Annotated in this window: 13 protein-coding genes; 5 read left to right on the forward strand and 8 right to left on the reverse strand. The window is 68.7% G+C overall.

What is annotated here, in order from left to right; genetic code table 11:
* The first annotated feature begins 17 nt into the window (after positions 1 to 17).
* Both ACYQPG_RS27940 and ACYQPG_RS27945 read left to right on the forward strand, forming a co-directional pair.
* Complete coding sequence (locus ACYQPG_RS27940; RefSeq protein WP_147906175.1) at positions 18 to 377, forward strand: rod-binding protein; 360 nt, start codon at positions 18 to 20, stop codon at positions 375 to 377.
* Positions 364 to 837: a hypothetical protein gene (locus ACYQPG_RS27945; protein ID WP_147906176.1), complete on the forward strand. Its 474-nt coding sequence runs from the start codon at positions 364 to 366 to the stop codon at positions 835 to 837. The genes ACYQPG_RS27940 and ACYQPG_RS27945 overlap by 14 nt, the downstream gene beginning before the upstream one ends.
* 7 nt (positions 838 to 844) lie before the next feature.
* Here the strand turns inward: ACYQPG_RS27945 and ACYQPG_RS27950 are convergent, their stop codons facing one another.
* The 5 genes from ACYQPG_RS27950 to ACYQPG_RS27970 form a co-directional block, all read right to left on the reverse strand.
* On the reverse strand, positions 845 to 1174 hold the full coding sequence (locus ACYQPG_RS27950; protein WP_461232199.1) for a hypothetical protein: 330 nt from the start codon (positions 1172 to 1174) through the stop codon (positions 845 to 847).
* Between the two features lies 1 nt (position 1175).
* On the reverse strand, positions 1176 to 1436 hold the full coding sequence (locus ACYQPG_RS27955) for a hypothetical protein (RefSeq protein ID WP_147906178.1): 261 nt from the start codon (positions 1434 to 1436) through the stop codon (positions 1176 to 1178).
* A 102-nt stretch (positions 1437 to 1538) separates the two neighbouring features.
* Positions 1539 to 3137, reverse strand: a complete 1599-nt coding sequence (locus tag ACYQPG_RS27960) for a flagellin (protein WP_147938010.1) — start codon at positions 3135 to 3137, stop codon at positions 1539 to 1541.
* Between the two features lie 2 nt (positions 3138 to 3139).
* Complete coding sequence (flgK, locus tag ACYQPG_RS27965) at positions 3140 to 5041, reverse strand: flagellar hook-associated protein FlgK (protein WP_147938009.1); 1902 nt, start codon at positions 5039 to 5041, stop codon at positions 3140 to 3142.
* 34 nt (positions 5042 to 5075) lie between these two features.
* The gene (locus tag ACYQPG_RS27970; protein WP_147906181.1) at positions 5076 to 6455 is read right to left on the reverse strand and encodes a flagellar hook protein FlgE; all 1380 of its coding nucleotides are present in this window, start codon (positions 6453 to 6455) and stop codon (positions 5076 to 5078) included.
* Positions 6456 to 6755: 300 nt separating this feature from the next.
* On the opposite strand from ACYQPG_RS27970, the gene ACYQPG_RS27975 reads away from it, so the two are divergent.
* Positions 6756 to 7223 (forward strand): BLUF domain-containing protein, encoded by a 468-nt coding sequence (locus ACYQPG_RS27975; RefSeq protein ID WP_461232201.1) that lies wholly within the window; start codon positions 6756 to 6758, stop codon positions 7221 to 7223.
* Between the two features lie 8 nt (positions 7224 to 7231).
* Positions 7232 to 7690 (forward strand): response regulator, encoded by a 459-nt coding sequence (locus ACYQPG_RS27980; protein WP_147906183.1) that lies wholly within the window; start codon positions 7232 to 7234, stop codon positions 7688 to 7690.
* 180 nt (positions 7691 to 7870) lie between these two features.
* On the opposite strand, the gene ACYQPG_RS27985 is transcribed toward ACYQPG_RS27980, so the two are convergent.
* Together ACYQPG_RS27985 and ACYQPG_RS27990 are read right to left on the reverse strand one after the other, a co-directional pair.
* Entirely contained in the window at positions 7871 to 9484 is a 1614-nt protein-coding gene (locus ACYQPG_RS27985; protein ID WP_147906184.1) for a peptide chain release factor 3, read from the reverse strand.
* Positions 9485 to 9740: 256 nt separating this feature from the next.
* Positions 9741 to 10787 (reverse strand): threonine aldolase family protein, encoded by a 1047-nt coding sequence (locus ACYQPG_RS27990; protein ID WP_461232202.1) that lies wholly within the window; start codon positions 10785 to 10787, stop codon positions 9741 to 9743.
* A 322-nt stretch (positions 10788 to 11109) separates the two neighbouring features.
* Here ACYQPG_RS27990 and rpsU point away from each other — a divergent pair, with 322 nt between their 5' ends.
* Positions 11110 to 11448: a 30S ribosomal protein S21 gene (gene rpsU, locus ACYQPG_RS27995; RefSeq protein ID WP_147938006.1), complete on the forward strand. Its 339-nt coding sequence runs from the start codon at positions 11110 to 11112 to the stop codon at positions 11446 to 11448.
* 244 nt (positions 11449 to 11692) lie between these two features.
* Here the strand turns inward: rpsU and ACYQPG_RS28000 are convergent, their stop codons facing one another.
* Positions 11693 to 12085, reverse strand: a complete 393-nt coding sequence (locus ACYQPG_RS28000) for a response regulator (RefSeq protein ID WP_058193469.1) — start codon at positions 12083 to 12085, stop codon at positions 11693 to 11695.
* Between the last annotated feature and the right edge of the window lie 194 nt (positions 12086 to 12279).

Genomic DNA, 12279 nt, shown 5'->3' on the forward strand with positions numbered 1-12279 from the left:
GACTGGAGGGCCAAATCATGCTGCCACTCGCCAACATCGCGGCCAACGCTGCCGCCGGCGTCGGGAAATCCATCGCCACCAGCGTGTCCGACGGCATCCTGAAGACCGGCAACACCGCCAAGGCGCACAAGACCGCCACCGAGTTCGAGTCGATGTTCCTGGAGAACAGCCTCGACCGGATGATGCAGTCGGATGGGACCGAGGGCCCGCTCGGCGAGAACGGGACCGGCGGCGGCGTCTACCGATCGATGCTGACCAAGGAATACGCGGGACAGATCGTGAAGAGCGGCGGCATCGGCATCGCCGATTCCGTGTTTCGTGAGATCATGAAGATGCAGGGCGCGACCACCGATGGAGCCGGCAATGCAAAGGGCTGAACCGCTGCGCGTCGCCGACCGGATCACCGCCGAAGCGCTGGTCGGGGGCGTGCTGGCCAACATGGCCGCATTGGAGGCGGTGCTGGCCGAGGAGGCCGCGCATGTCCGGGCCGGGCGCCTCCGCGAGGGCCTAGTGGCGGCCGAGCCCAAGACGGCGCTCGCCGCGGCCTACATGCAGGGCCTCGAAGTCGCCAAGGCCAATGCCGTGGCGCTGAAGAGATTCAACCCGGAGGGTGTCGAGACCCTGCGGGCCGCCCATCGCCGGTTCACCGCGGCCGTCGAGGCGAACCAATCGGTGCTCGACAGCGCGCGATCCGTGTCGGAGGGGCTGATCAAGTCGTTGGCGGAGGAGATCGGACGGGCGCAGCTGCCCTCGGGTTACGGACGGCAGGCCCCGGCGCCCTCCCCGTACGGCCGCGGCGTGCGCAGCGGACCGCTGGTGCTGTCGCGGAACCTGTAGGGCCGCCTCAGCGCCGGCCGTTGCCGATCCGCACGTAGGTCCGCACCTCGCCGAGGTCGGTGTCGGCGCGGTTGTCGATCGCCAGGTGGCCGGCGACCACGGGCGCGGCCGCCGCGCCGATGCCAGGGCCGGCCCGGAGGTCGGTACCCGCGATCACCCGGCCGGACACGCGGATGCAACTCGCACTGCCGGGCAGCCGCACGAAACCCGGCCCCTTCGTAGGGCACGGCATCGTGGCCGCGGCGGTCGGCGCCTTCTCGCGATCGCGGGCGTCGGCGGGCGTGACGTGCCCGACGAGTGCGGCGCTCAGGACCAGGGCGGTGAGCGGGCGCACCATGTCAGGCGGCCTGACGCGCCAGATCCCGGTACAGCAGATCGATGTAACGCTCGACCTCGCCGATGAAGGCGTCGAGATCAGGCTCGACGAACCGCAACCGGGCGAGGTCGCGCAGCAGGATGTCGAGGGCGGTGGCACGGTCGCCGGGGCGGCCGTAATCGTCGAGATAGCTGTCGATCGCCTGTTCGGCCATCACGATGGCGCCGATCTGCGCCGCGGAGCCGAGGCGACGGACCGCGTGGACGGGTTCGGACAGCGCCATGCGGACCTCTCCTCGAGCAGGCGATCGCACGACACGCGACCGTCCTGCGCGCTTCACTGCGGGAAAGCGGCAAGACTATGGTCGCGGGGCCGAATACCGACGTCAGCTGATGTAATTGACCAGCGAGAGCTTCGAGAGCGAGGCCGTGACCTGGTAGCTGGCCTGGAGCCGGTTCTGGACGTCGAGCAGCTTGGCGACGACCTCCTCGGTTGGGGCCTGCTCGATCCCATCCAGGGTGTTCTGGACCGTGGTCCGGGTGGCGGTGTTGGTCGTGCCGGCGTTCGAGAGCCGGGTCGCGGCGATGCTGAGCTGCGTGACGGTGTCCTGGACGCTGGGGTTGGTCTGGTCGGATGCGGACAGGAGCGTCCCGGCCTTGCCGACCACCGCCTTGTAGGTGGCGCTGGTGTTGGCGTCGCTCGCCGTCGGAAGCGCGAACGCCATGGTCGCCAGGCCTGCCAGCACGTTCCGGATCGTCGGGTCGTTGGCGCGCGCGCCCGTGCCGACCTTGCCGGTGCTGCTCACCTGCACCGATTGCGTGTCCAGCGCCGGGGTGGGCTCGGGCGGGGTCTTCGTCGTGTCGTAGGTGTTCTCGCCCTGGTACCAGAGCACCGTGTTGGTCGCCGTGGCGGCCGTGAATCCGGTCGGGTTCTTGGCCGCATCGTAGACGATGCGCTGCTGGGGCATGATGCCGGTGCCGTTCGGGCCGCCCTTCGCCGAGCCGGTGAAGAAGTCGGTCGTCACGGCCGCGGTGGCGTTCACCGCCAGCGTGCTGCTGGCCGCCCCCTTGAGCGCGTTGGTCAGCGTCGCGGACAGGTTCGTCATCGTGTCGGCGGCGGTGGCACCGATCGCGAAGCTGCCGGTGGAGGTCGAATCCGCACTGGCGGCCGCGGTGAGCGTCACGGTCGTCGAGGTGCCGTCCGGCATCTTCAGCGCGAAGCTGACCGTGTCGCCGGCCACCGGCTGCCCCGACAGGCCGACGTTGAGTGAGGCCGGGCCGGTGCCCGTGATCGAGGCGGTGAGCGCTGTCCCGGTGGTCGTCGGGGTGCCGGACAGGGTGAACCCGAACTTGCCCCGGGTCGCGGCGTTCGTCTCGTCGGTGACCTGGACGGAGGTGGCACTCGGCGCCGTCTGCGTCAGCCGGCCGTTGCCGCCGGAGCCCAGTTCCGCCGCGACCCGCTCGTTGACCAGCGACGTGAGGCCGGCGAGCGCGTTGCCCTGCGCGTCGGTGGTGCCATTGAGGATCGTGTCGGCGTCGAGCACCGGCTGGGTCGTGGCGTCGCGGCCGCCGAACAGGTAGCTGCCCGCCGCCGACTGGTTCAGCGTGTCGAGGGCCGTCTGCAGGTTGGCCTGCGCGATCGAGCGGCCCGCTGTGGTATTGGCCGCGATGCTCTGCAGGCCGTTGTTCAGGGCCGTACGGGCATCGGTGCCCAGCTTCGCGACCTGGGTCAGGCTCGTGACCGCGAGCTTGGTCCGGGTCTGGGCGGCGGTGATGCCGGCGCCGTAGCCGTCCAGCGCGCTCAGGGTCGCCTGGGCGGCGAGCGCCGTGGAGCGCCCGGTGCCGAGCCCGCCATAGGTCTGCGAGACCTTGCCGCTGGAGAGCTGGTTCGACAGGTCGTTGAGCTGGTTCTTCAGCGTCAGAAGCTGCGAGGTATTCCGGTTGGCGACGTAGGACCCGGCCGCGAAGGGAGAGATCGTGGTCATGGTCAGATCTGCAGCAGCTGGTTGAGCATGTCGCGGGCGGCGGTCAGCACCCGGGCGTTGGCGCCGTAGGCGGTCTGCAGGGCGATCAGGTTCGACATCTCCTGGTCGATGTTGACACCGGCCCCGGCGGAGAACCGGCCCTGCGCGGTGGACAGCGCGGTCTGCTGGGTGTCGTCCATCGCGGCGGCATTCGCGGACGCGGCCCCCTGGGAGGCGATCACGTCCTGCGCGAAGCCGACGACGCTTGCCCGGTACGGCGCGGAGACCCCGCCGATGCCGCTCGACGACGAGAAGGTCTGCTGCGCCGAGGTCAGGGCCGTGAAGATCGCCTGCGCCCGGCCGCCCGACGCGCTCGGATCGGTGGCGCTCGATGCGGTCAACGCCGCGGTGTTGCCGGACAGCGCCGGGTTGATAGAGATCCGCTGCGCGAAGCCGGTGAGCTGCGCGCCGCTGTCGAACGAGCCGGTGAACAGCCGCGGGGTCGGGGGCGGCGCCGCGGACACGTCGGTGAACAGGGCGAGCTGCGGATAACCCGAGGTTAGATCGTTCGGGGAGGTCGGCAGCGTGATCCCGGCGGTTGCAGCCGAGACCTTGTCGGTACTGCCGGCCGCCGGCCCCACTGTGACCGACGCCCCGGTACCGGTGGCGGTGAGATTGGGGACGTTCTTGATGCCGGCGGCGGTCGCCCGGGTGTTAAGCGCCGCCAGGGCGGTCTGGATGGCGCTCGCGTAGGTCGAGGGACCGCCGGAGATGTCGAAGGTCTGCGCGAGCCCGCTGCCGTCGTCGGTCAGGCTCGGATCGATCCCGGTGGTCGCCTTGTTCGAGGCGATCAGGGTGATGTTGCGGACGGAGCCGTTTGCGGCCGTGACCGGGATCGTGAGCGAGTTGCCGGCCTGGATGCCGGTCAGATCGATGGTGGCCGAGGATCCGGTCACCGTACCGGTCACGGTCTTGTCGGTGAGCGCACTGGCGAGCCCCCCGGCGAGGTCGTCCAGCTGGCGCTGGGCCTGCGGCAGGACTTGGTCGCGCAGCTCGATCCCCGCGGCAAGGCTCCCGGACCGGATGGCGCCGGGTGCGCCGAGGTCGATCTTGCCGCCGCCCGGCAGGGTGGCCGTGATCGTGCCGACCGTGCGCTTCGCCGGGTCCGTCGAGTAGCTCGAAGTGGGATTCAGCGACCCGTGTCCGTCGAAGGTCAGCGTCGCGGCGGTGCCGCGGTCGACCAGGGTCACGCCCGACTGGGTCAGCACCGACACCGTGCCGTCGCGCTGCGCGACGGTCTGGACGTCCATGTAGCCCGAGAGCGTGTTGATCACCTGGTCGCGCTGGTCCTGGAGGTCGGCCAGGGACGAGGCGTCGGTGGTGTTCTGGATCTTGGCGTTGAGCCGGGCGACGCTGGACAGGATTGTGCTGGCCGATTGCGTGTCGGTGCCGAGCTGGGCCTCGACGCCCGAACGCAGGTTCTGCACCGAGGCGGCGGCGCCGTTGATCTGGCTCGCCAGGGCCGACGCGTTGCTGACCACGGTGGTGCGTGCCGCCGCCGAGGTCGGGTTGGCCGACAGCTCCTGCAGCGATTCGGTGAACGTGTTCAGCGTGCCGTCCAGCGCCGCCCCGCTGCCCGGCGCGCCGTAGAGCGCGTCGAGCTGAGACGCGATGCCGGCCTTCGTGCTGGTATAGGCGGCCCCCGAGGTCTCGAGCCGCAGCTGCTTGAGCGCCGCGGCATCGAAACTGCGGGTGATCGCCCCGACCGCGACGCCGGAATTGTTGGTTCCGGTCGCGACCGTCGAGAGCGTCCGCTTGACGTATCCGGCCGTGCCGGCATTCGCGACGTTCTGCGAGACGACGTTGATCGCCGCCTGCGTGGCCGCAAGTCCGGCGGTCGCGGTGGAAAGCGCGTTCAGCGACATCTCACGGCCTCCGCGGTTGGGATCGCGCCCTCACTCAGCGGATCACGTTGAGCAGGTCAGACATCATCGTCTGGGCCGTCGACATGACCCGCGTGTTCGCAGAGTAGGCCTGCTGGGTTACGATCATCTTAGAGAACTCGCTCGCAATGTCGGTATTGGATTGCTCATTGCTCGCGCCCGTAATCGAGCTGCCGTTCAGCCCCACCAGCGCCGCGCCGGACTCGGCGGTCTGCAGGTAGTTTCCATTCGAATCGGCCTTCAGCCCGTCGGGGTTGGCGAACTGGGCGATGCCCACGGTGGCGAGCCCGAGCACCGAGCCGTTCGAGAACGTGCCGTTGATCTTGCCGTCCTCGCCGATGGCGACGCTGGTCAGCGTGCCGGCGCTGTTGCCGTTCTGGCTGAGCGTGTTGGTGGTCACCGCACCCGACGTGTCGGCGTACTGCGTCAGGCCGGCGGTGCCGACATTCATGGTCATGCCCGAGAAGGTGTAGTCGCCCACCGTTACGTCGCCGAGGGACACCGGACTCGTGGTCGGATTGGTCAGCTTGCCGGTGGAATCGAAGGTGAACGCCGTCCCGACATTCTGCCAGGCCGTCGAATTCGCGGATGCCGAGGGATCGGAGGCGTAGAAGAGGTTCCAGACCGCATCCTGCTTCGGTGTCGTCGAGGCATCCTGCACCTTCGCCCAGCGCGTGCTCAGGGTGACTGGCGCGCCGGTCTGCGTGTAGGCGGTGATCGACGGGCCCGCGATGCTGTTGTTGACGAAGGTCCCGGCGGCGGTCGAAGGCACCGTGGGTCCGGGCACCGTGGCTCCGGTCAGGACGACCGCGGATGGCAGCTGATTGTAGACATCCGAGCCCGACGTGGCGGACGCAGTGGTGGCCGGGGTCGCCGGCAGGTTGGCCGCGTAGGTCAGCGACGTCGTCGGCTGGGCCGGGAGCGAGGTGTTGCCGATCTTGAGCAGCCCGGTGCTGGTCGCCTGCCCGGTGACCGGATCGAGGTTCGTGCCGGTCAGGTAGCCGCCGGCGCCGTTGACCAGGTAGCCGTCCTTGTCCTGCGCGAAGTCGCCCCGGCGCGTGTAGACGTTCGTGCCGCTGAAGGTGGCCGCACCGTTCGAATCACCGGTCTTTCGGACCACCGTGAAGAAGCCGTTGCCGTTGATCGCCATGTTGGTCGGGACGCTCGACGCCACGACGTTGCCGGCGATCGTGTTGGTCAGCTGCGACTGCGCCAGGACCGAGCCGGCCACTTCGCGCTTGGGCGTGGTCTCGGACATCATGTCGACGAAGCTGGTGTCGATCCGCTTGAATCCGGTGGTCTGCGAGTTCGCGATGTTCCCGGAGATGTTGCTGATGGCATAGGATTGCGCCTGCAGTCCGGAGACCGAGGTCTGCAGGGCGGTGAAAAGATCCATGGCATGCGATCCCGAAACGCGCCGCAATGGCCCGCAGGATCAAGCGAGCGCAACCGCCGTGCCACGCCTAAGTCCTTGGCGGGCCTAGCGTTGGCCGCACCCGACCCGGCAGCACTGACCGTCCGGAGGTGCCGACCCGGCAGATTCTGCCGGACCGGGCGGGCCCCGGTCCGTCGGCATCCCCGGCGCGCGTTTACGGGGTGTTATCCGGCTCGCGCCAAGATCGGGCACGGGCTGATCCGGGTGGGGGGCGTCCCGCCCAGACGCGTCGAAGCGGCACGGATTGCGGATCTAGAGGTCATGCGGGCGAAACGGACGAGCCTCGTCCACATCATCTACTTCTCGCGCCTCAACCTCTCGTCGGATGCGGCAAAGCGGTCGGAGCAGATCAACGAAATCGGCCGGGTCGCACAGAAGAAGAACGAGTTCTCGGTGATCACCAGCTTCCTGATCATCGAGGGCAACTTCGCCTGCCAGGTGATCGAGGGCGAGCGATCGTCGGTCCACGAGACCTTCGACCGGGTTATCGCCGACCAGCGCCACCGCGACGTGCAGATCAACGAGTGGCGGGAGATCGCCAAGCGCGAGTTCGTCCACTCCTTCAAGAGCGCCCAGCGCACCGCGACCAATGACGGCCTGTTCGCCAAGGCCAACCTGCTGCCGATGCTCCAACGTGGTACTCCGAAGGCGACCGCGATCCACGGCCTCTGCGTGGCGCTCCAGAACGACGCGATGTCCCGCCAGGGCATCGATCACCTCTTCATCTGAGCCGAGCGATGTCCGAGAGCGATACGCCCCCGATCCTCATCGTCGACGACCAGGAAAAGCTCCTGCGTCTCGAGGTGATGCTGATGACCCGGATCGGCTTCCCCGATGTCGAGGGAGTCACCACGGCCGCCGAGGCGCTGGAGCGGCTGCGCACGCGCCGCTACGCCCTGGTGATCTCCGACCTGACCATGGAGCCGATGGACGGGCTGAGCCTGCTGCGCGAGATCCGCGGCGACGACGCTCTGATGAACACGCCCTTCATGCTCACCGAATCGTCCTTCGACTTCGAGGACATCAACCTCGCCCACCAGGCGGGCGCGGACGCCTTCATCCTCAAGCCGTTCGACATGGCCGTGCTGAAGAGCAAGCTGAAGCAGGTGCTCAACCGCAAGCCGCGCAAGCGCGACGCCCCGATCGCGGCGGAATCGACGCTGACAGTCGATTTCCCGATGCTGGGGAAGTTCTGAGGGGCAGCATCTCCAACCCAGGTTCCCGCATCCGGAGATGCGAGCGTAGCGCGCTTCGACGGAGGCCTCCGGGAACCGCACGGCTGCCGGAAGGCTCCGTCGCGGCGTCCGAACCGCGGCCCCGCATTTCAGGATAAGGGAGAGGGCGGGAAAGCCTGTCGCGCCCGCCCCGCCGACATCTCACGCGGTCCGCTTCTGATAATCCTTCACATCGGTGAAGCGCACCGCCGGGTAGCGCTCCTCCTCGTAGCGGAGCGAGAACGCCGTGGTCGCCATGAAGACCGGGGCGCCGTCGAGGTCCTTGGCCATGGCCGAGCCGTGGCTGTCCACGAACTTGTCCAGCTCGATCTCGGACTCCGACTCGATCCAGCGGCATACCGAGAAGCGCGAGGTCTCGTAATCGATCGGGAGGCCGTACTCGGCTTGGAGACGCTCCTTCAGCACGTCGAGCTGGAGCGCGCCGACCACGCCGACGATCGCCTGGCTGCCGTCCTGCGGGACGAACACCTGGACGACACCCTCCTCGCCCATCTGCTGCAGCGCCTCGCGCAGCTTCTTGGCCTTCATGGCGTCGGTCAGCTTGATCCGGCGCAGGATCTCGGGTGCGAAGCTCGGTACGCCGCGGAACAGCAGGTCCTCGCCTTCGGTGAGCGTGTCGCCGATCCGCAGGGTGCCGTGGTTCGGGATCCCCACCACGTCGCCCGCAAAAGCCTCGTCCGCGATGGCGCGGTCCTGAGCGAAGAAGAATTGCGGCGCCGAGAGCGAGATCGGCTTGCCGGTGCGGACCAGCCGGGCCTTCATGCCCCGGCTGAGCTTGCCCGAGCAGACCCGCATGAAGGCGATCCGGTCCCGGTGGTTCGGATCCATGTTCGCCTGGATCTTGAACACGAAGCCGGTCATGCGCGGCTCGGTCGGCTCGACCAGGCGCTTGTCGGCATCCTGGCCGCGGGGCGGCGGCGCCACCTTGGCGAGACCGTCGATGAGGTCGCGTACGCCGAAGTTGCGCAGCGCCGAGCCGAAGAACACCGGCGTCAGGTGGCCCTCGCGGAACGCGTCGAGGTCGAACGGCTTGAGTCCGCCTTCGGCCAGCTCGACCTCCTCGCGCCACGCATCGGCCGCGCCGTTCTCGGTCAGCAGCGTATCGAACAGCGGGTCCTGCGGGCCGGACACCGCCACCATGCCGGCATCCTCGGCGGCGTCCAGCCGGCGCACGCGGTTGGCGCCGAGTTCATAGGTGCCGGAGAAGTTGCGGCCCGTGCCGATCGGCCAGGTCACCGGGGCGACGTCCAGCGCCAGCGTCTTCTCGATCTCGTCGAGCAGCTCGAACGGGTCGCGGGCCTCGCGGTCGAGCTTGTTCACGAAGGTGACGATCGGGATGTCGCGCAGGCGGCAGACCTCGAACAGCTTGCGGGTGCGCGCCTCGATGCCCTTGGCCGCATCGATCACCATCACGGCCGAATCGACCGCGGTCAGCGTCCGGTAGGTGTCCTCCGAGAAGTCCTCGTGGCCCGGCGTGTCGAGCAGGTTGAAGACGCAGTCGCCGTACTCGAAGGTCATCACCGAGGTGACCACCGAGATGCCGCGCTCCTTCTCGATCCCCATCCAGTCGGACCGGGTCGAGACCCGGTTGCGCTTGGCCTTGACCTCGCCGGCGAGCTGGATCGCGCCGCCGAACAGCAGCAGCTTCTCGGTCAGCGTGGTCTTGCCCGCATCCGGGTGCGAGATGATCGCGAAGGTGCGCCGCCGCGCAACCGGGTCGGCCGGCCTCGCTTCGGTCTTGGTCTGCATCAGCATGGAGCGAACGCTCTGGGTCGGCACAACGGGAGGGCGTCGCCCGGCGGTGCCGCCTCGGGCGAGGGTCTCGGCATCGTGTAGCGGCAAGCCCCGGTATTGGCAAAGAACCGACCGAGCCGACCAATCTCGGGCTGATCCAGGTCCCGGTTTCAAAAGGTCGTTCGACCTTTTGCGGGTGAAGGGCGGAGCCCTTCGTCTCCATCAGGGCTCCGCCCTGACAACCCGCCAAAGGGCTGAGCCCTTTGGAAACCGAGCCTTAGGCCGCCTCGGCCGCCAGCGCGTGCAGGTCTGCAACCAGGGCGTCCACGCGCGCAGCGTCGGCGTCCCAGGCGAACATGAACCGCGCCCCGCCGCCGATGAAGGTGTAGAACCGCCAGCCCCGCGCCCGCAGCCGCTCCATGGTCGCAGTCGGCATCGCCAGGAAGACGGCGTTGGCCTCTACGGGGAACAGCGCGCGGATCCCCGGCAGGCCGGCGACGGCCTCGGCGAAGCGCCGGGCGCAGGCATTGCCGTGGGCGGCGTTGCGCAGCCAGGCGCCGCTCTCCAGCATGCCGACCCAGGGGGCGGCCAGGAATCGCATCTTCGAGGCGAGCTGCCCGGCCTGCTTGCACCGGTAACCGAAATCCTCCGCGAGCTTCGGATCGAAGAACACCACCGCCTCGCCCGCATGCATGCCGTTCTTGGTGCCGCCGAAGCACAGCACGTCGATCCCGGCCCGCCAGGTCATGTCGGCGGGGCTGCAGCCGAGGCTGGCGCAGGCATTGGCGAAGCGCGAGCCGTCCATGTGCAGCGCGAGGCCGAGTTCCCGGCATGTGGCGGACAGCGACCGCAGTTCGGCCAGGGTATAGACCTGCCCGGTCTCGGTCGGCTGGGTGATCGTGACCACCCGCGGCCGCGGGAAATGGATATCGCTGCGGTTGGTGGCGAGCCCGCGGATCGCCTCCGGGGTGAGCTTGCCGCCTTCGGTGCGGACGGTGAGCAGCTTGGACCCGTTGGAGAAGAATTCCGGCGCGCCGCACTCGTCGGTCTCGACATGGGCCGAGTCGGCACAGATGACGCTGTGATAGGATTGGCACAGGGCTGCCAGCGCGAGGGCGTTCGCCGCCGTGCCGTTGAAGGCGAAGAACACCTCGCACTCGGTCTCGAACAGGCGGCGGAACGCGTCCGCGGCCCGGGCGGTCCAGGCATCCTCGCCGTAGGCCGGCGCGTGGCCGCGATTGGCCGCCTCCATGGCGGCCCAGGCCTCCGGGCAGATGCCGGAGTAGTTGTCGCTGGCGAATTGCTGCGGGTCGTCGTGTTGCATCCGCACAGCCTAGAGCCGCGTCCGATCGCGTTGCAATCCGGCTTCGTCCCAAATCGAGCCCAAGCAGGGCTGCTGCGCGCCGAACCGGCATCCGGCCCGTGACCGCGGATTTCGAGACGTCCGCTGCGAAGATCGCTGCCGGGAAGATGTTGGAACTGGTTCGCGCTTGGTGTAGAAGGCGCGCCAAGGCGTGGGCTCCACGCCGATTCGGAAACCGACGTTCCCGTCCCTCCCGGGTGCTCCCGGGCGAGGGACGTTGCCGGTTTCCAGATCGGCGGCGGGCTGCGCAAGCCCCAAATCCAGGTCCAGAGGATCAAGTCCGTTGCAGGTACTCGTTCGCGATAACAACGTCGATCAGGCGCTCCGCGTCCTCAAGAAGAAGATGCAGCGTGAGGGCATCTTCCGCGAGATGAAGCAGCGCAAGGCGTATGAGAAGCCGTCCGTCCGCAAGGCGCGCGAGAAGGCGGAAGCCGTTCGTCGCGCCCGCAAGCAGGCTCGCAAGACCGCGATCCGCGAGGGCCTGATCGCCGCTCCGAAGCCGAAGCCCCGTTTCCCGGCCGGCAGCCGTCGCCCCGGTTTCCCGTCGCCGAGCGCCGCCCCGTCGCAGCAGGGCGGCAACGCCTCCGGCCAGGTCGCCGTGAACCCGGCGCCCGTCGCCTAAGACGTTCTATCCTGAACGGCAGAAGCCCGGACCGCGCAAGCGGCCGGGCTTTTTGCGTTCGACTGTCGCTCGAGCCATGGTGATCACGGGCGCGGCGAGGATTGCCACAAGGCCACCGCTGGAAGCCTTGGGCTTTCTTGTCCCAGCATCGTCGGAACGCCGGCCGCTCGATCGGAGATCCGGTTCGGCTCCGGTCGCCAGCCCCCTCCCCCATCTCCGGAGGAGGGCAACACGCAGGCCCCGTTCAGGCCGCCTTGGCGGCCATCGTGGCGTGCTCGGCCTGGACCAGCACGTCGAGCGCCCGCCAGGGCTTCTGCATGTAAACCGTCTGATCGGGCAGGCGCGCGTCGCGGCTGGCTCCGGAGGTGACGACCACGCGCACGTCCGGCCAGCGCCGCTCCACCGCCTGGGCGAGCGACACGCCGTCCATGGCGCCGGGCAGGCGGATATCGGCGAACAGCAGGGCCACGGTGACGTCGGATCGCTCCAGGACCGAGAGCGCAGCTTCGGCGCTCTCGCAGGCGATCACGCCAAGATCGCTTTCCTCCAGGACCGCGGTCGCGAGGTGGCGCACGGCCGCGTCGTCCTCCACCACAAGCGCCACGGGGGCGGAACACTCGGGCTGTGCGCGATCCATATCAGTCTCCTGCGGCTCGGTCGTGTGAACCCCTCTTCGGGTCCCGGCCTCATTGGTGGACCGGTGATTCCCCGATTCGGCCATGCTGACCTGCCAAGAGCCGGCTCACAAGTGTCCGGGTGGTCGGGCAGCCCATGCCTGCTCCGCGATCACGCCGCACCAATTTTGCACCGAACGCTTGAAAATGGCGCAGC

It is taken from the genome of Methylobacterium sp. CM6246 (assembly GCF_054818005.1).

Coding starts and splice junctions, on each gene's coding strand:
- ACYQPG_RS27980 (WP_147906183.1), top strand. CDS start 7,232: ATGTCCGAGAGCGATACGCCCCCGATCCTCATCGTCGACGACCAGGAA.
- flgK (WP_147938009.1), bottom strand. CDS start 5,041: ATGTCGCTGAACGCGCTTTCCACCGCGACCGCCGGACTTGCGGCCACG.
- ACYQPG_RS27945 (WP_147906176.1), top strand. CDS start 364: ATGCAAAGGGCTGAACCGCTGCGCGTCGCCGACCGGATCACCGCCGAA.
- ACYQPG_RS27960 (WP_147938010.1), bottom strand. CDS start 3,137: ATGACCACGATCTCTCCCTTCGCGGCCGGGTCCTACGTCGCCAACCGG.
- ACYQPG_RS27950 (WP_461232199.1), bottom strand. CDS start 1,174: ATGGTGCGCCCGCTCACCGCCCTGGTCCTGAGCGCCGCACTCGTCGGG.
- ACYQPG_RS27985 (WP_147906184.1), bottom strand. CDS start 9,484: ATGCTGATGCAGACCAAGACCGAAGCGAGGCCGGCCGACCCGGTTGCG.
- ACYQPG_RS27955 (WP_147906178.1), bottom strand. CDS start 1,436: ATGGCGCTGTCCGAACCCGTCCACGCGGTCCGTCGCCTCGGCTCCGCG.
- ACYQPG_RS27940 (WP_147906175.1), top strand. CDS start 18: ATGCTGCCACTCGCCAACATCGCGGCCAACGCTGCCGCCGGCGTCGGG.
- ACYQPG_RS27975 (WP_461232201.1), top strand. CDS start 6,756: ATGCGGGCGAAACGGACGAGCCTCGTCCACATCATCTACTTCTCGCGC.
- ACYQPG_RS27970 (WP_147906181.1), bottom strand. CDS start 6,455: ATGGATCTTTTCACCGCCCTGCAGACCTCGGTCTCCGGACTGCAGGCG.
- ACYQPG_RS27990 (WP_461232202.1), bottom strand. CDS start 10,787: ATGCAACACGACGACCCGCAGCAATTCGCCAGCGACAACTACTCCGGC.
- ACYQPG_RS28000 (WP_058193469.1), bottom strand. CDS start 12,085: ATGGATCGCGCACAGCCCGAGTGTTCCGCCCCCGTGGCGCTTGTGGTG.